The organism is Acinetobacter sp. 742879 (assembly GCF_000588535.1).
In the GTDB taxonomy this organism is placed as follows: Bacteria; Pseudomonadota; Gammaproteobacteria; order Pseudomonadales; family Moraxellaceae; genus Acinetobacter; species Acinetobacter pittii.
Genome location: NZ_JFYC01000009.1, coordinates 22,113 through 39,099 on the forward strand (window position 1 = coordinate 22,113; position 16,987 = coordinate 39,099).

Here is a 16,987-nt window from a genome sequence, read left to right on the forward strand (position 1 = left end):
AAATACATAAATAAAAAAGCAGCTTTTAGAAGCTGCTTTTTTATTTCATTTTTTATGCTTGAACAGTTAAATCCTTGATAGTCGTGGATGAACCATTATTTTTAACCGACTCAATTCCTTTATCACGTGAAGCTTCGCTCGCATAGAACTGGCTCGTGCCAATAATCTGATGATTTGCAGCTTTTAAATTGAAATAAGGTTTCCCATTCTTTGCAGTTAAACGCTCATATCGGGCGTCATCACCACTGTTTTTTTGAATTGACTCAATACCATTTACAGCAGAGGCTTTTGCCTTATATAGCTCGCTATTTAAAATAGGCTCACCATTTCCTGCCTTCAAAATAAAACGATATTGACCATCACTCGCTTGTGAAATTTCGTACCATCCTGCCATAAAAACCTCATTTTTTTGTTGGTGTGGGTATGACTTTCGTTATTATTCTGGACGAAAGTTATTTGTTATTAATGACAATATAAAGGCGTAAATATTCCTTGAACAGTCCATTTTTTATACTTTTTCGTAATAAAATTATAATGATGTTAGGAATTTAAAAAGCAGAGATATAAACATATATCTCTGCTGAAATGTAATAATAATTAACAGTTTAAGCTTTTTTTACAAATTCAGATTTTAACTTCATCTGACCAATACCATCAATTTTACAGTCAATATTGTGACCATCACTTGCATCTGGCACTAGACGAATCGTTTTTACCTTCGTACCTACTTTAACGACTGAAGAAGAACCTTTAATTTTTAAGTCTTTGATTACAGTGACGCTATCACCATCTGCCAAGACATTTCCATTTGCATCTTTAATAATTTCTTGTTCTTCAGTTGCTGATGCTTCTCCTTCTTTCCACTCATATGAACATTCAGGACAAATCAATAAGTCGCCATCTTGGTAAGTATATTCTGATTGGCATTTTGGGCAGTTTGGCAAAGACATGAAAAAAATCTCAAAAAGTATATTATGCGAGATATGACTCATTTTTTAAAGTTTTAAATAAGAGACTTTTACCAAAAAAAAATTTATATATTTATTTTAAGTTTTTACTTAATAAATATTCCTTCAAAATAATTGCGTGATTGTTTTCAACATCCTTGGCTGAATATAAAAGTGTGACTGTATTCCTTGATGCGATTTGTTGTAGCTCCTGAACTGCTGGGTTGGTATCAAGCTCTTTTAAATAGCTCTGTTTAAACTCTTGCCAATGATCTGGCGTTGCAGCATGAAACCATTTTCTAAGTTCTGTCGAGGGTGCTATTTCTTTTAGCCATAAATCCAAATGAGCATTTTCCTTACTAATTCCCCTGCTCCATAGGCGGTCAACCAAAATTCGCTTACCGTCACTAGGATCGGCCTTTTCATAAATTCTTTTAATATGTATATCCATCGTTTTTCTCTGCATATTGTTTATATTTTGGAGTTATAAAATGATTCTATATTTTATTCATTTAGAATAAAGCTCAAAAAGAAAAAGTGAGCAGAAATAAATCTACTCACTTTTCTATGTGACTCTAAAAAATAACTTTTTATTGATCTGGAATTTCAGCTTCAATCAATAAAGTAAGCAAAGATAGGGACTCTTGCCAACCTAAGTAGCAGGCTTCTACAGGAATAACTTCCGGTATTCCTTCTTGCGTAATATGCACTTCTGTACCTACCAATACGCTTTTTAATATAATAGTAACCTGCATAGTCCCGGGTAAATTTGGGTCATCAAATTGATCGTTGTAGCGAATTAGTTCATTTGGAACTAATTCCACATATGTTCCGCCAAAAGCATGGGTTGAACCTGTTGAAAAATTGGTAAAACTCATTTTGTATGAGCCACCAACATTTGCATCAAAACTATGAACTTTCGCAGTAAAACCGTGGGGCGGTAACCACTTGACTAAAGCATCTGGATCTAAAAATGCACGGTAAACTCGCTCGGCTGGAGCCTTAAACACGCGATGAAATTTCACTGTTCCTGTTGCCATCATATTCTCCTTATTTTAATTTCCTTAAAATTATTGAAATTATGGCTATTAGCTTAAACCTTCCGATTTATCCGAACGTATATTTTTGGTGTTTTTTTAAACAAAAAAGCCAGCTTCAGGACAAACTCAAATTACGAAAACTATGGCTGATTTTTTAGTAAAAATGGAGCAAAATAGTCAGCAATCATAAAGAAACATATTGAATTTGAGATTAATCATGAGTCTGCTCGCTTTCTCCTCATATGCTTTAAACGGTGTAGATGCACAAAAGTTTTTACAAGGCCAAGTTACTGTAGATACTGAACGTTTAGCTGAAAATGAAACTCGCTATACAGCTATTTGTGATCTTAAAGGTCGTATTCACTTTGGCTTATGGCTAAAGAAGATGAATCCTGAAAGTTTTGAAATTGTAGTTACTCAAGATCAAGCTGAAGAGTTTGCCAAGCACATTAAAAAATATGGCGCCTTTTCAAAAATGACCTTAAGTGAACAAGGCACTGTGTTCCCAAAAGTGGTGAATGGCCATACTGAATTCAGCTCTACAGAAACTAATATTTCCGAATGGCAAAAACAAGCCATTATGACTGGTCAAGCTTGGATTACACAGACAACTGAACATGAATTCCAACCACAAGAATTACGCTTACATCAACGCGAAGGCGTCAATTACGACAAGGGCTGTTACTTAGGCCAGGAAATTGTGGCGCGTCTTTGGTTTAAAGCAAAACCAAAACACTGGTTACATCTTGTGCAAGGTACAGGTGAAGCGCCTGCTTCAGCAACTCAATTAAATAACGATGTTGAAGTCGTCAATAGTATTGCAAATGATGAAGGCTATCTTGCTTTAGTTGTAGCTAAACCTGCTGCTCTACAAGAGTTAGGACTTCAAGTTCTTGAGTTACCAGAAACTTTAAGTGGTGATGTTGCAAGACCACAATAGTAATTTTTATTAGTTCAAACTGCCCACTGCTAAGTTAGTGGGCTTTTTTATAGATACAAAACACTAATGATTTCATTAGATTAGAACGTCAATTTTTTAAGCTTTATATGCCATCATTAGCCCTGTTGAAATTCAAGAGAAAAAAGATGAAAACTAAACTTGCTACACTCATGTTGAGTCTGGCTATTTTCGGTTCTGCTCATGCTGATGTTAAAACACTTGAACAAAATCTTAAGACGAATTATCCCGATTTGCCTGTAAAAGGTGTTTATCAATCGCCTGTGCAAGGTATTTATGAAGTGTATACAAGCGGCCGCATTGTTTATACTAATCAAGATGCGAAGTACTTTTTTGTTGGTAATTTAGTCGACATTAAACAACAAAAAAATATGACTGAAGAACGTATTGCCGAACTGGGCAAAATTGACGTTAAAAGTTTGCCATTAAATCAAGCGATTAAATATGTAAAAGGTAAAGGCGAACGTACGCTCTATGTCTTTAGTGACCCAGATTGCCCATATTGCCAGCGTCTAGAACAAAATATGGTTGGGATTGATAACGTAACCGTATATGTGTTCCTTTATCCTCTTACTAGTTTGCATCCAAATGCTGAAAAAGTTTCAAATCAAATCTGGTGTTCAAAAAATCCGGCAGAAGCTTGGACAAACTATATGCTTAATCGCAAATTGCCGACTAATAGCAAAAGTTGCTCAAGCCCAATTCAGAAAAATATTGCTTTAGGTCAAAAATTAAATATAGATGGAACACCTACCCTGTTCTTGCAAGATGGCCAAAGACTCTCTGGTGTACCAAGTGATGCCAAACAAATTGAAGCATTACTTCAGTCAGCAAAATAATAATATTACCCACTCCATTATATGAATGTGAGTGGGTATTTTTTCTCCACAATTTGCCCAAAGTGCAGTGCTTTATATACAAATCGGCTGTTTACTTTCAGCAATCAATATTTATGATGAGAAATTGAAACTCTTTCATGCATCAATGGATTGATGTAGCTACGAAGTAAAAGGTTAAAAAGAAATGAAGAAATTACTAATCGCAAGCCTAATCACCCTTTCAAGTGCATCAATTTTTGCAGCTGATAACACAGCGACTGCTGCTAAAACCGATGTTTTTAAACAAGCTGAACAACTCTACGCAGCAAAAAACTACTCCGCTGCATTTCAAGAAATGCAACGCCTCGCCCAAACAGGTAATGCCCAAGCTATCTATAACTTAGGCTATATGACTCAAATGGGCCAAGGTACAGCAAAAGACTCTTCTAAAGCTCTTAAATATTATGAGGATGCTTCAAATAAAGGTTACGCCCAAGCGAGTTACACACTTGCACAAATTTATGAGACTGGTGAATTAGGGGTTGCCAAAGACAGCAACAAATTCAGTCAATATGTTCAAAAGGCATCGGCTCAAGGCTCTGATGATGCAACTGTGAAAATTGCGACTATTTTATTTGCTCAGAAAAAACCGCAGTCACATCAAATTGCCCTGCAAAAATTGGCGCCTTTAATTCGAAAAGGAAACTACCCTGCTATTCAGGTCAAAGCACTCTATGACATTAGCCAAGGTGTGGAAAATAAAAATCCTTTAATGAAACGCCAAGGTATCGAAGCTTTACAGTCAATTGCGCAAAAAGGCTATGCGCCTGCGTCGATGGCTTTAGCAACCATGATGGCGAATGGCAATATCATTCCGCAAAACCTACCGCAGGCTAAAAAGATCTTTACTGAACTTGCCAATCAAAATGTGCCTAACGCTAAAGAATCGTTAGCTTCGGTTGATAAAATTATTGCAGAAAAGAGCAAACAGGATGCAAATGCTCCCGCACAGCCAGCGCCTAAAAAATAGTAAGTAATTAGCCCCTTATGGGGCTTTTCTTTTACCACCACAAAGCAATAAGCCAGCTCACACCAATAAAACCAACAATTGTACTAATCATAAGTGGTGTTAACGCCTTTTCATTTAAGCCATAGGCTTGTCCAAAAATGCCGAAAGCAATCGGCATCGGTAAAGCAGCGATTAATGTTCCTGCGTAAAGCATTTCACGGCTTACATTTGGAGTTATTAAAAAAAGTGTAAAAATAACAGATGGCATTAGTACAACTTTAAAGGTCGCTAACAAAACACTTTCTATATTTACCGTTGTTATTCCAATACCTACTAAACTTCCGCCAATTGCAAACAAGGCCAAAGGCGAAGCTGTACGCCCAAGTAACTCTAAAGATTGGTCAAGCGTTGCAGGAAGATTAACATCTAAAAGAATGCATCCCATCCCAACTAAAATCGCGATAATGACAGGATTCTTGAGTAAGTTTAAAAAAGTCTGTTTTAAAAGTGGTAAAAGATTTTGTTGTTGATGTAAACCAGCTTCGGCCAAAATCAGCATGAGCGCCACAATCAATAAATTCTCAATGATGAGTGTTAAAGAAATATAGATCGCAGCGTGATTACCTATCAACATGGTTAGAATAGCTGTTCCCATAAATCCAGTATTGGACATAGATGCACCCATCGAAATAACGGCGCTATGGGTTAAGCTATTTTTAAAATATTTTCGATAGAGAATGAAAGCCAAGAAAAATAAAATTAAGGACCCACCGCCATAAGCAAGAAAATAAGCTGGGTGCCAAATGTCTTGTAAGTTTTTATTTGCCAAAGAATGAATTAAAAAAGCCGGTAAGGAAATTTTAATTACAAATGCGCTAAGAGCCCTGATCTGTTCAGGTGTTACCAATTTGATGAAGACACAAACATAACCCATCAATAGCAATATCAAGATAGGTAAAATAACCTGAAAAACCACTGACCGTCCTCACTTAGCGAAAGAAAAATGGGCAAAGATGACTTTGCCCAATACAATTAAAAAGAGTTAAAAAGCTGCTTTAATCCATGTGGTTGGCAACGTAAATACTGAGGCGCAATTTTAACTTCTGCCCCTAAAGCCGCTGCTGCATGCCAAGGCCATCTTGGGTCATATAACATTGCACGGGCAAGACCAATAGCATCAGCTTGCTGGTTTTCCAAAATTTGTTCGGCATGTTCTGGCTCAGTAATTAATCCTACAGCAATGACTGGAATAGACACATGCTTTTTGACTTGTTCGGCAAATGGAACTTGGTAACCAGCCCCAATCGTAATAGATTGATGCTCGTGCAAACCACCACTAGACACATGCACATAGGCTGCGCCCAATTGCTCTAAAGCTTTTGATAAACCAACCGTAGATTCAACATCCCAATGCTCAATGCTCTCTAACCAATCGGTTGCAGATAACCTAACACCGACAGGATAACCTTCTGGTACAGCGAGTTTAATTGCCTGAAGAACCTCAAGGGTCATACGCATACGGTTTTCTAAAGAACCGCCATATTCATCAGTACGCTGATTGGCAATTGGCGATAAGAATTGATGTAGTAAATAACCGTGCGCAGCATGAACTTCAATCAACTCAAATCCAGCTTCTACAGCACGTTTTGCCGCTGCTGCAAAGTCTTGCTGAACTTGTTTAATCTCAGCAATAGTCAAAGCATGGGGCGCTGCATCATGAACAGAAAAGGTACTTTCACTTGGAGCAACCGTTTGCCATCCATGAGGCTGATCTTTTGCAATTTGACCTTTACCTAACCACGGCTTTTCAGTAGATGCTTTACGCCCTGCATGTGCTAACTGAATTCCAAATGGCATCGGTGAAAGTGTATGAACCTTAGCTAACAACGTTTTAATTTTGTCACGTTGTTGATCATTCCAAAGCCCAAGGTCAGCATAACTAATCCGACCTTCAGGTTGTACAGCTGTCGCCTCTACAATACAAAGCCCAGCGCCAGATAATGCATAATTCGCCCATTGCTGTTCATGCCAATAGGTAATTTCACCATCATCTGTTGCCGAATATTGGCACATCGGAGCAACTACAATTCTATTGACCAGTTGTAGTGAACCAAAGTTAACCGCTTCAAATAATTTTGCCATTTTTAATTCCTAGAATTGCTTAATTACACGTAAACCTGCACTCCAGTTACGTCCATCTGCTGGTTCAAAGTAACGTCCATTACCATCATTTACGATCACTGAACCTGCATAGTTTTTATCAAATAGGTTATCAACACGGGCAAAGCTATTCACTTTCCAGTCGCCCATTACCCATGCATAACCCACATTAGCTGAGGTTACACTGTAGCTTGGCGCTGCGTCATTGTTGGTATCATTCACGTATACTTTATCCATATACTGTACATCTACACCGCCATATAGCCCGTGCGATGGCTGCCAAGCTAAAGAGGCATAAGCTTGGTTTTTAGCAATTCCAGGAATGGCATTACCCGATGGAATTTGAGCAATACTTCCTAAAGCTGGAATATCAGCATCAAAAGTTGCATCTAAATATGTATAGCTAGCAGTCGCTGTTAAATCTCGCCACAACTTTTTATTCCATGCAAACTCTACGCCTTCACGTAGGGTTTTATCGGCATTACGGAATGTTGATCGACCATTTGAGTTGCCGGCAGAAACGATATCATCTTTGGTTTTAGTTTGAAAAACTGCCAAAGTAAAATCACCTAATTGGTTTTGTGATTTTAAGCCTGTTTCATAGGTATCGCTTGTGGATGCGGTTAAATCAAAATTAAAACCACTTTCTCCATCTGGACGATATGCCATTTCAGTAAAAGTTGGCGTTTCAAATCCTTTGGCATAACTCACATAAGCCATCAGTTCAGGTAAAATTTGCCAGCTTAAAGCAGCCGAAGGCAAAACTTTACTGTAATCAGTCTTACCACTATCGTCGCCATTACTTAAATAGTTATCTTTAGATTTGTAATGGACATTGCTATAGCGAACACCCGTATCTAAACGCCAAGTTGGTAAGAACTGCCATGATGCTTGTAAATATGGGTCGATATTCCACAAAGTATTATCTTCATCACGGCGCAAATTACCTTTGACACCATAAGAAGGCTGTCCGTTTACTAAATTAAAGTTTTCAAAACCTTTACGATCTTCATCCATTGCATCGAGTGCAACACCAACACTTAAAGTAGTATTTGGAAGTAACTCTTTGCCCGTCCAACGGAAGTCAGCACCATAATAATCACGTTCAAAATCAATTACCCCGCCTGCATGATTGATGCTGGCATCTTGTGTTGATTTAGGAATAGATTGATATTGAGTGACTTGGCGATTACCTAAATATGCCATGGCATAGAGTTCATTTTTATCATTAATAGGCTTAGACCATGTCACCCCTGTTTGGGTCTGTTCAATATCTTTACGGACATTAAATTGCTTTAAAAATGGAACTTGTTGCTTTGGATTTGCATTCCACTGATCACGGTTCAAACCCTGCGGGTCATCTGCATGAATTTTTACATAGTTGGTTACCCAATTGATTTTACTACCATCAACAAGATTCCAACTGAGCTTTGCATTATTTAGTACTTTTTCTGCACCGCTATGTTCTCGGTAACCATCAGTATCGAAGTATGATGAACTAATAACATAACTTGGTTCATTCGCGCCCTTTGCTCCACCTTGTAGCACGAGTCCTGCTCGGCTTTTATCGTGGCTGCCTCCCGAATAACTCAGCTCAATCGAATCTTTCCCTTGCCCTTCTTTAGTAGAAGTTAAAATTGTCCCACCCGATGAGTTTCCATAAAGTGAGGAAAAAGGTCCTGTTAGAACTTCAACATGGTCCAGACTACTTAAATCGATATTAGACGTTTGGCCTTGTCCATCTGGCATTGTTGCAGGAATACCATCGACATATAAACGAATACCTCGAACACCAAAAGTTGAACGTGCACCAAAACCACGCATAGATAACTGTAAATCTTGCGCATAATTTTCACGATTGCGAAGCTGTAAACTCGGTATACCCTTTACAACTTCGGTTAAATTTACTTGTGAAGAAGTATCAACTTGAGGTGCATCTATCCGAAAAACCGAAGCCGGTGTCTGCAAATAGGTTGTATCGGTACGGGTTGCTTCCACATGTAATGTTGGCAATACAGTTACGTCTTGTGTTAAATCTTCTGCCCAAACAAGTGGGCTAGAAATACAGCCCATACTCATCAAAATACAGTAATGCAGTCGGTCTAAGCGTAATAAGGACATGCTTATTTCCTTTATTTATATTGTAGTTATGATAACAAAAAGCGGTGTCTTGTCTGGATATTGAATTCGATCTGCATTGTTGTAAATCTGGAACACTCTTCCTCGATATCTAAAAACTGATTTCCAGATTAAAATTATCGACTCAAAGATGGATGATCTTTCCAGCAATATCGTTCAGGCCAATGTTTTGCTTCTTCGGCATAATCAATTCCAATCCGTGGCGTTAGAACTACTTCTGGTTGCGTTGATGCCGCTTCAATCCATAGTCCAGATTCCTCTCCCAAGGTTTGTCCTTTTAAAGTCCGATCAATCCCTAAATAGCGTGTCAATTTGCCGGGTCCAGCTAAAAGCTTATAGTCTTTTTTAGTTGAAGCACTATTTAAAAATGCAGAACGAATCATTACCCCTTCAGGCACACCTTCTGTCTGAGTAATAAGATTGAGCATTTCATACATGCCATAAATTAAATAGACGTAAATCGTGCCACCAGGGCAATACATTACCTCTGTTCGAGCGGTGCGTTTGTCATTGTAACTATGGCAAGCTTTATCACGAACGCCCAAATAAGCTTCAGTTTCACTAATTGTACAGCGGATCACTTGGCCATCAGGTTGTCGCTTACACAATACGCAGCCGATTAAATCATAAGCTACTTCTGAGGTTTCACGTTGAAACCAGCTTAATGGTAAAATATCTGACATAGTAATCTCTGAAATATTACATACCACACGTTATACTTGATTAATCCAGTATATCTGTTAATTCTGCGAGTTGGCATGCCTGAGTTACCCGAAGTCGAAACCACCAAAACCAGTTTATTTCCATTATTGAATCAAAAAGTTCTAAGTGTTGAAGTACGCAATCCTAGCTTACGCTGGCCTATACCAGATGATGTTCAGAAACTTGTTGGGCAACGTCTCATTGGGTTAAATCGACGTTCAAAATATATTTTGGCAAAGTTTGAACAAGATCAAATGCTTTGGCATTTAGGCATGTCAGGAAGCTTTCGTCTAACCGAGCCAAATGACGAACTGAGAAAGCATGACCATCTGATTATTCAATTTGAAGATCAGCAATTACGTTACCATGACCCTCGCCGTTTTGGTTGTATTCTTTGGCTTAATCCCGAGACTCAAGGCAAACTCATAGATACTTTAGGGCCTGAACCTTTAAGTACTGACTTTCATGCAGAATATTTAGCTTCAAAACTCAAAAATAAATCTGTCGGCATAAAAATTGCACTCATGGATAATCATGTAGTGGTTGGTGTAGGCAATATCTATGCAACTGAAAGCTTATTTAATGTAGGCATTCACCCAGCTCAGCCTGCTGGTGACTTAAGCATGCAACAAATTGAGAAACTTGTTGTCGAGATTAAACGCATTTTAAAGTCGGCAATTAATTTAGGTGGCTCGACATTACGAGACTACAGCAATGCCATGGGAGAAAATGGTTATTTCCAGCAAACACTTCTTGCTTACGGTCGTGCTGGAGAAATGTGTGTTAACTGTGAAACCACATTAGAAAACTTAAAACTCGGTCAGCGTGCCAGTGTATTTTGCCCACAGTGCCAACCGCTTAAAAAGCTGAGAAAGCCTTAATTTTTTGGAGGAAGACAACATGCAAACAGCAATTGTCCGACATATTTTAGTTAAAGATAAAGACTTAGCTGAGCAGCTAAAAAAGAAGCTTCAAAGTGGCGCTGACTTTGCCAAACTTGCCAAGCAATACTCTACCTGTAATTCGGCAAAACGTGGTGGTGAACTTGGTGAAGTCAAAAAAGGGCAATTGGTGCCCGTCATCGACAAAGTTGTTTTTACAGCTGCTGAACGTGTGTTACAAGGTCCGATCAAAAGTCAGTTTGGCTATCATCTTTTAGAAGTTAAATTCAGAATGGGTAGCTTAAGATAAGCCTCCTCTCAAGTTAATGTAAACTCATAACCGATAGCCCAGTTACTCAATAGAAGAGGCCGAAATAGCCTCTTTTATTTTTTAAATTTACCACCAATATTCTAGTTGCATGCCAAAATTTGACCCATGTCCTGTGTTATAAAAATCACTATCAGGATATAAACGATCTCTCAAATTCTGTTCATTCTTGTTCCAAAAAGCATAGGTGTAATACAATCGAAGTTCAGGTCTGTCGTAATATCCTGTTCCTTTTAGTGACCAAGTTGGTGCAATAGTCAATTTTGTTAGGCTTCGATTTTGATCATTGCTATCTATCCAGTCATAGCCAATTTCGGTCGATATTTTAAAATGGTCTTGTACAACATACGCCATTCTGGAGCCTATGGAAAACCATTCACTATCATTCTGATTCTTAAATTTATCTTTTTGATATATAAATTGAGCCTGTCCATTGAAAACTTTATTTTCAGATTCCCAATCTAAAACTTCAATGAATCTTAAAGAAGAGTTATCTCGGTCCAACTCAGGGTTGCCAGTATAACTTAGCCCCATACCTGCTCCTTCGCCATATTGCAAAGCAACTGTATTCTTACCATTTAAGACATCGGAAGTTATATTCTGCAATGTTAAGGCCCAACCTGTATGATCTGCATCAATAATAGATAAGCCTGTATTCAGTTTATTTGTACCATTTAGCTGAATGTCTTTTATGGTAAGGTCATGTCTATTAATATATTTTTTCTGAAATACATTATCTTTTCTAGAGAAAACATAGCTTAATGACAGATCATTAATTTTATAATTATCGATCCCGAACCCTGTTCCGCTTTGGTTCCAATAGAATAAATCAGACATATGAATATCATTTCGATTATAAAATCTTCTGCCTAACCAAAGATTTGCTCCATTTAAATAAGAAATATTTTTCCAATCTAGATAGATTTGATTTAGCCGCGTATATCCATGGTCACCACTGAAACTTAAACTTTGACCATACTGATTATAAAATTGAAGCATTCCATTGATACTAATCTCAGAATTATCATTCAATTTTAGAAGATTCTGTTTGGCAAATAGCTCCGCATATTGTTCACATTCATTTCCAAGACGATATTTTGAAGGTGCGCCAGTGAGCTGAAAACATTCTTGTAATTCCCCGCTCTCTGTAACTCCTATACCTGTACGTACATATCCTCCAATTTCAGTAGCGAAAGTAATTTGCGATATGGCATAAAACGTAGTTCCAATAATCCAAGGAGACTTCTTCATTTAAAATTCCTTTTTAAGTGTGAGTTTTCCACACTCACTTATATTCCAAGCAAGGTTGGATAAAAGGACTAATGGTTATTAGAAAGAAAACGAAGACTATTTGATTGATTTGAAAAGGCTCAAACAAGAGCCTCCATATATTATTTTTAAAACTAGATCTAAAAGAGAAAAATTGAGTTCGTGAAGTCAGCTTTTGTATTTAAATATTTTTAGCATGAGCATTCATTTGATATGTCCAAGCTTTAACAGTTTCCCCTGATTCAAGCATTACATCTACTATAACTCGTTCATATTGAAAGCCTTCAAAATCATCAAGCATCTGCCAGTTTTCAGCAAGTTTTTCTGTGCTAAATAGATAGCCTTCTACCCACTCCGCCTGAGGATCTAACACAATTGCTTTTAAGCCTTGATCTGGTCCCCAATCTAAAATATGTATGATTCCTCTTACTGAAGCTTTGGTCCACGTTCCCCCAATCTGTTCGAGAATATGTGCATTTGCTTTATTTGGACATAATGTTCCATACACAAAAAGCTGATTCATTCATCTATCCCTTTTTCAATATTCATAGTTGGTCTGATCTGCGATCTTGCAATTTTATCAATATCTTGATTCCAATATAAAATATGAAGTAATAAAAAACGGCACTCAAGGTACCGTTTTTATTTCAAATCTTATTAGGCTTGCTTTTTCAACTCATCACGAATTTCACGTAATAATTGAATATCTTCAGGAGTTGCAGCTGGAGCTTCTGGTTCATTTTTATCACGGCGAAGTCTATTTAATAATTTCACCATTAAGAACACAACCCAAGCTAAAATAATGAAGTTAATTAAAATGGTGAGGAAATTACCATAAGTTAAGACATTAACACCTGCTTTTTGCAAAGCATCTAAAGATTGTAAATTGTTAGGGTTTGCACCTAATACAATGAATTTTTGTGAAAAATCAACACCACCACCAGTAATCACACTGATAAGTGGCATGATAATATCTTTTACTAAAGAGTCTACGATTTTGCCAAAAGCACCACCAATAATCACACCGATGGCTAAATCCATCATATTGCCTTTAATGGCAAATTCTTTAAATTCTTGAATAATACTCATCTAAACATCTCCAGATGTCGGGGGGCCGAAACACGTCATATTTTTCTTTTTCATTGGCATCTTATCGAATTAGATAGTACTCGCCATGATATTGATAATTTAATATTTTTATCAAAAAAAGAAAGTTATTTCACACTTTAACAACATATTCTCTTACAACAAAAATATGATTTTAAGCCCACTTTAATTTCAAATATAACGATTAAAAAAACCGCTAAATTAATTTAGCGGTTTTTTCTTTTTCATTTAAGAAAAATTATTTATCACGGTTACGTTTACGTTCATTTTCAGTCAAGTAACGCTTACGGATACGGATTGATTTAGGTGTTACTTCTACTAACTCGTCATCTTCAATGAATTCAAGCGCTTGTTCAAGCGTATATTCAATTGCAGGTACTAAAGTTAAAGCATCATCTGTACCAGACGCACGAACGTTAGTTAATTGTTTCGCTTTAGTAGGGTTTACAACCATATCGTCTGAACGAGAGTTAATACCCACGATCATACCTTCGTAAACTTCTAACTGTGGTTTAGCGAACAAACGACCACGGTCTTGTAAACTGAACAATGCATAGCCCAAGCAAGTACCTTGAACCATAGAGATCAATACACCGTTTTGACGTTTCGCAACAGTACCTTGTTTAACAGGACCATAATGCGAGAAGCTTGAAGTCATGATCCCTGTACCAGAAGTCATAGTCAAGAATTCAGAACGGAAACCAATCAAACCACGTGAAGGTACAGTTGCTTCAATACGGATACGGCCTTTACCGTCAACTTCCATATTGGTCATCTCTCCTTTACGGTGACCCATTTGTTCCATTACAGCACCTTGATGCTGTTCTTCAACGTCAAAAGTTACGTTTTCGTAAGGCTCTTGTCTTTCACCATCAATTTCTTTGATGATTACTTGTGGACGAGATACGCCCATTTCGAAGCCTTCACGACGCATGTTTTCAATTAAAACTGAAAGATGAAGTTCACCACGGCCAGATACTTTGAAACGGTCTGGACTGTCAGTGTCTTCAACACGTAAAGCTACGTTATGAATTAATTCGCGATCAAGACGTTCACGGATATTACGTGAAGTTACGAACTTACCTTCTTTACCAGCAAACGGAGAGTTGTTTACTTGGAAAGTCATAGATACTGTAGGTTCATCTACAGATAAAGCTGGTAATGCTTCAACATTTTTCGGATCACAAATGGTGTCAGAAATGTTAAGTGCGTCGATACCAGTAATACATACGATATCACCAGCAGATGCTGATTCAACATCGATACGCTCTAAACCATGGTAACCCATGATTTTTAAGATACGGCCGTTACGTGTATTGCCTTCTTTGTCAATTACAGTAACAGGAGTATTTAATTTTACTGAACCACGCTGAATACGACCAACACCGATAACACCTACGAAGCTGTTATAGTCAAGTGAAGAAATCTGCATTTGGAATGGACCATCAACATCAACTGCTGGTGGTTCAACGATGTCTACAATCGTTTCGAACAACGGTGTCATGTCTTCTGCAAGTTCTTCTGGAGCAGGACCTGCTACACCACGTAAACCTGATGCATAGACGATTGGGAAATCTAATTGCTCATCAGTTGCACCAAGGTTATCGAATAAATCAAATACTTGATCAATAACCCAATCTGGACGCGCACTTGGTTTGTCAACTTTGTTGATAATAACAATTGGCTTTAAACCACGAGCAAAGGCTTTTTGTGTCACAAAGCGAGTTTGTGGCATTGGGCCTTCTTGAGAGTCAACTAAAAGTAATACGCAGTCAACCATCGACATAACACGTTCTACTTCACCACCGAAGTCGGCGTGTCCCGGGGTATCCACGATGTTGATACGGTAAGTTGTATCAGTACGTTTATCTAACCAAGTAATAGAAGTGTTCTTTGCAAGAATGGTAATACCACGTTCACTTTCAAGCGCATTTGAGTCCATGACACGCTCAATCTCGCCTGCTCGTTCACCGAGAGCACCAGATTGCTGAAGTAGTTTATCGACAAGTGTGGTTTTCCCGTGGTCGACGTGCGCAATAATTGCGATATTACGGAGATTTTTGATATCTGACATGAAAATTCGAAACGCCTGAAATTTGAGGGCAAATTATACAGAAAAACACTACTCTTGAGTAGTGACAGTTTATTGACATTGACAAAAAAATTTTCCAATAGCCTGTATTTCGTTTTGTAAAGATAGGTATCTCGATTAGAATAGCGCCAATTTGCGAAATTGCGGCGTACCTACACCCATGTCCAATCAACACTCTCAAGACCATCTTGACCTTGTTTATGGCTTAGATGATCGACCAAAACCTTTGATCGCTTTTTTAGCAGCTTTCCAGCATTTGCTTGCGATTATTGTACCAATTGTTACACCAGGGCTTTTAATTTGTTTAGCTTTAGGCGTATCACGCACCGAAACTAACATGATTTTATCTATGTCTTTGGTGATTTCGGGTATTGCTACATTTCTTCAATGTAAAAAAGTCGGCCCGTTTGGTGCAGGTCTTCTGATTGTACAAGGCACAAGCTTTAACTTTATTGGACCAATTATTGGTATTGGTAGTGCAATGGTTGCCGCAGGAACTCCTGTAAACCAAGTTATGGCTGCAATTTTTGGTGTAGTCATTGCTGGTTCCTTTATTGAAATGGGTGTTTCGCAAATTCTTCCATGGGTAAAAAGATTAATTACTCCCTTGGTGACTGGTATTGTTGTTCTATTAATTGGCTTAACGCTTATTAAGGAAGGCTTGATTAGTATGGGTGGTGGCTACCAAGCCATGCAAGACCATACTTTTGCAAGTGCAGACAACCTTATTATGTCATGTACCGTACTTGCTATTATTATTGTGCTAAACCGCATTCGGGTGGTTTGGATTAAAAGCTCAGCAATTTTAATTGCTTTAGTGATTGGTTACATTCTTGCAGGATTTATGGGTTACCTAGATTTCTCAGGTATTAAAGATGCGCCTCTTGTACAGATTCCAACGCCGATGCATTTTGGTTTAAGCTTTTCTTGGGGCTTATTCATTCCAATGGCTTTTATTTATTTAGTCACATCTTTAGAAGCGATTGGTGACGTGACTGCAACCAGTAAACTTTCAAACCAACCCGTTAATGGTCCAGAATGGATGAAACGTATTAAAGGTGGTGTTTTAGTGAATGGTGCGAACTCTTTACTCGCAGGTTTATTTAACACCTTCCCTAGCTCTGTTTTTGCTCAAAATAATGGTGTCATCCAACTCACTGGGGTTGCAAGTCGTTATGTGGGTATCTGGATTGCTGCTTTACTTATTTTATTAGGTTTATTTCCAGCAGTAGCTGGTGTAATACAAGCCGTACCACAGGCGGTATTAGGTGGCGCTGTGATGGTCATGTTCGGTGCCGTAGCTGCATCAGGTATTAACATTCTCTCATCTATTCATTTAGATCGCCGAGCACTTTTAATTATCGCAATTTCACTTGCATTAGGTTTGGGGGTTGCTCAAGTTCCTCAAATTTTGGAACACCTACCAGAATTATTTAAAAATATTTTTAGCTCTGGCGTAGCGACAGGCGGTATTGCAGCATTAATTTTAAATGTTGTACTTCCTGAAACACACAAATAACTATTTTTTAATTTTGAT

The 16,987-nt window shown here is 37.9% G+C and carries 19 protein-coding genes; 7 read left to right on the forward strand and 12 right to left on the reverse strand.

The genetic code is table 11. The features are described from left to right. Window positions 1-52 precede the first annotated feature (52 nt). The 4 genes from J690_RS16130 to J690_RS16145 all read right to left on the reverse strand — a co-directional run bounded on the left by J690_RS16130 (window position 53) and on the right by J690_RS16145 (window position 1,990). Window positions 53-394 carry a YegP family protein gene (locus J690_RS16130; protein WP_016143125.1) on the reverse strand — a complete coding sequence of 114 codons (342 nt, stop codon included), beginning with the start codon at window positions 392-394 and terminating at the stop codon, window positions 53-55. 211 nt (window positions 395-605) lie between these two features. Further along, a complete protein-coding gene (locus J690_RS16135) occupies window positions 606-950 on the reverse strand; it encodes a zinc ribbon domain-containing protein YjdM (RefSeq protein ID WP_032036917.1) in 345 nt (114 codons plus the stop codon). Between the two features lie 91 nt (window positions 951-1,041). Continuing rightward, a complete protein-coding gene (locus J690_RS16140) occupies window positions 1,042-1,398 on the reverse strand; it encodes a DUF488 domain-containing protein (RefSeq protein ID WP_032036918.1) in 357 nt (118 codons plus the stop codon). 139 nt (window positions 1,399-1,537) lie between these two features. Continuing rightward, window positions 1,538-1,990 (reverse strand): SRPBCC family protein, encoded by a 453-nt coding sequence (locus J690_RS16145; RefSeq protein WP_081405200.1) that lies wholly within the window; start codon window positions 1,988-1,990, stop codon window positions 1,538-1,540. A gap of 38 nt (window positions 1,991-2,028) precedes the next feature. Between J690_RS16145 and J690_RS23910 the strand changes: the two genes are divergently transcribed. The 4 genes from J690_RS23910 (at window position 2,029) to J690_RS16160 (ending at window position 4,793) form a co-directional block, all read left to right on the forward strand. Beyond that, window positions 2,029-2,145, forward strand: a complete 117-nt coding sequence (locus J690_RS23910; protein ID WP_002116161.1) for a hypothetical protein — start codon at window positions 2,029-2,031, stop codon at window positions 2,143-2,145. 59 nt (window positions 2,146-2,204) lie between these two features. Beyond that, a complete protein-coding gene (ygfZ, locus tag J690_RS16150) occupies window positions 2,205-2,927 on the forward strand; it encodes a CAF17-like 4Fe-4S cluster assembly/insertion protein YgfZ (protein WP_032036922.1) in 723 nt (240 codons plus the stop codon). 146 nt (window positions 2,928-3,073) lie between these two features. Next, window positions 3,074-3,784 (forward strand): DsbC family protein, encoded by a 711-nt coding sequence (locus J690_RS16155; protein ID WP_032036924.1) that lies wholly within the window; start codon window positions 3,074-3,076, stop codon window positions 3,782-3,784. 184 nt (window positions 3,785-3,968) lie between these two features. Then, a complete protein-coding gene (locus J690_RS16160) occupies window positions 3,969-4,793 on the forward strand; it encodes a tetratricopeptide repeat protein (RefSeq protein ID WP_032036925.1) in 825 nt (274 codons plus the stop codon). Between the two features lie 31 nt (window positions 4,794-4,824). Here J690_RS16160 and J690_RS16165 read toward each other — a convergent pair whose 3' ends face one another. From J690_RS16165 to J690_RS16180, 4 genes are all read right to left on the reverse strand, one after another. After that, window positions 4,825-5,748, reverse strand: a complete 924-nt coding sequence (locus tag J690_RS16165) for an AEC family transporter (RefSeq protein ID WP_032036927.1) — start codon at window positions 5,746-5,748, stop codon at window positions 4,825-4,827. 56 nt (window positions 5,749-5,804) lie between these two features. Continuing rightward, the gene (locus J690_RS16170; protein WP_032036928.1) at window positions 5,805-6,914 is read right to left on the reverse strand and encodes an NADH:flavin oxidoreductase/NADH oxidase; all 1,110 of its coding nucleotides are present in this window, start codon (window positions 6,912-6,914) and stop codon (window positions 5,805-5,807) included. Window positions 6,915-6,923: 9 nt separating this feature from the next. Further along, a complete protein-coding gene (locus J690_RS16175; protein ID WP_032036930.1) occupies window positions 6,924-9,053 on the reverse strand; it encodes a TonB-dependent receptor family protein in 2,130 nt (709 codons plus the stop codon). A gap of 134 nt (window positions 9,054-9,187) precedes the next feature. Then, complete coding sequence (locus J690_RS16180; RefSeq protein ID WP_017482160.1) at window positions 9,188-9,754, reverse strand: DNA-3-methyladenine glycosylase; 567 nt, start codon at window positions 9,752-9,754, stop codon at window positions 9,188-9,190. Window positions 9,755-9,829: 75 nt separating this feature from the next. Between J690_RS16180 and mutM the strand changes: the two genes are divergently transcribed. Then, entirely contained in the window at window positions 9,830-10,654 is an 825-nt protein-coding gene (gene mutM / locus J690_RS16185; protein ID WP_032036932.1) for a bifunctional DNA-formamidopyrimidine glycosylase/DNA-(apurinic or apyrimidinic site) lyase, read from the forward strand. Between the two features lie 19 nt (window positions 10,655-10,673). Continuing rightward, a complete protein-coding gene (locus J690_RS16190; protein ID WP_002051379.1) occupies window positions 10,674-10,964 on the forward strand; it encodes a peptidylprolyl isomerase in 291 nt (96 codons plus the stop codon). A gap of 87 nt (window positions 10,965-11,051) precedes the next feature. Here the strand turns inward: J690_RS16190 and J690_RS16195 are convergent, their stop codons facing one another. The 4 genes from J690_RS16195 to typA form a co-directional block, all read right to left on the reverse strand. Then, the gene (locus J690_RS16195) at window positions 11,052-12,233 is read right to left on the reverse strand and encodes a maltoporin (RefSeq protein ID WP_032036934.1); all 1,182 of its coding nucleotides are present in this window, start codon (window positions 12,231-12,233) and stop codon (window positions 11,052-11,054) included. Between the two features lie 199 nt (window positions 12,234-12,432). After that, on the reverse strand, window positions 12,433-12,774 hold the full coding sequence (locus tag J690_RS16200) for a gamma-glutamylcyclotransferase family protein (protein WP_032036936.1): 342 nt from the start codon (window positions 12,772-12,774) through the stop codon (window positions 12,433-12,435). A gap of 134 nt (window positions 12,775-12,908) precedes the next feature. Continuing rightward, entirely contained in the window at window positions 12,909-13,340 is a 432-nt protein-coding gene (gene mscL, locus J690_RS16205) for a large conductance mechanosensitive channel protein MscL (protein WP_017385595.1), read from the reverse strand. 256 nt (window positions 13,341-13,596) lie between these two features. After that, entirely contained in the window at window positions 13,597-15,432 is a 1,836-nt protein-coding gene (typA, locus tag J690_RS16210; protein ID WP_002116501.1) for a translational GTPase TypA, read from the reverse strand. A 178-nt stretch (window positions 15,433-15,610) separates the two neighbouring features. Here typA and J690_RS16215 point away from each other — a divergent pair, with 178 nt between their 5' ends. Further along, entirely contained in the window at window positions 15,611-16,969 is a 1,359-nt protein-coding gene (locus tag J690_RS16215; RefSeq protein ID WP_002116159.1) for a uracil-xanthine permease family protein, read from the forward strand. Window positions 16,970-16,987 lie beyond the last annotated feature (18 nt).

Coding starts and splice junctions, on each gene's coding strand:
- J690_RS16140 (WP_032036918.1), bottom strand. CDS start 1,398: ATGGATATACATATTAAAAGAATTTATGAAAAGGCCGATCCTAGTGAC.
- mutM (WP_032036932.1), top strand. CDS start 9,830: ATGCCTGAGTTACCCGAAGTCGAAACCACCAAAACCAGTTTATTTCCA.
- J690_RS16160 (WP_032036925.1), top strand. CDS start 3,969: ATGAAGAAATTACTAATCGCAAGCCTAATCACCCTTTCAAGTGCATCA.
- typA (WP_002116501.1), bottom strand. CDS start 15,432: ATGTCAGATATCAAAAATCTCCGTAATATCGCAATTATTGCGCACGTC.
- J690_RS16175 (WP_032036930.1), bottom strand. CDS start 9,053: ATGTCCTTATTACGCTTAGACCGACTGCATTACTGTATTTTGATGAGT.
- J690_RS23910 (WP_002116161.1), top strand. CDS start 2,029: ATGGCTATTAGCTTAAACCTTCCGATTTATCCGAACGTATATTTTTGG.
- J690_RS16170 (WP_032036928.1), bottom strand. CDS start 6,914: ATGGCAAAATTATTTGAAGCGGTTAACTTTGGTTCACTACAACTGGTC.
- ygfZ (WP_032036922.1), top strand. CDS start 2,205: ATGAGTCTGCTCGCTTTCTCCTCATATGCTTTAAACGGTGTAGATGCA.
- J690_RS16135 (WP_032036917.1), bottom strand. CDS start 950: ATGTCTTTGCCAAACTGCCCAAAATGCCAATCAGAATATACTTACCAA.
- J690_RS16190 (WP_002051379.1), top strand. CDS start 10,674: ATGCAAACAGCAATTGTCCGACATATTTTAGTTAAAGATAAAGACTTA.
- J690_RS16155 (WP_032036924.1), top strand. CDS start 3,074: ATGAAAACTAAACTTGCTACACTCATGTTGAGTCTGGCTATTTTCGGT.
- J690_RS16215 (WP_002116159.1), top strand. CDS start 15,611: ATGTCCAATCAACACTCTCAAGACCATCTTGACCTTGTTTATGGCTTA.
- J690_RS16195 (WP_032036934.1), bottom strand. CDS start 12,233: ATGAAGAAGTCTCCTTGGATTATTGGAACTACGTTTTATGCCATATCG.
- J690_RS16145 (WP_081405200.1), bottom strand. CDS start 1,990: ATGATGGCAACAGGAACAGTGAAATTTCATCGCGTGTTTAAGGCTCCA.
- J690_RS16130 (WP_016143125.1), bottom strand. CDS start 394: ATGGCAGGATGGTACGAAATTTCACAAGCGAGTGATGGTCAATATCGT.
- mscL (WP_017385595.1), bottom strand. CDS start 13,340: ATGAGTATTATTCAAGAATTTAAAGAATTTGCCATTAAAGGCAATATG.
- J690_RS16200 (WP_032036936.1), bottom strand. CDS start 12,774: ATGAATCAGCTTTTTGTGTATGGAACATTATGTCCAAATAAAGCAAAT.
- J690_RS16180 (WP_017482160.1), bottom strand. CDS start 9,754: ATGTCAGATATTTTACCATTAAGCTGGTTTCAACGTGAAACCTCAGAA.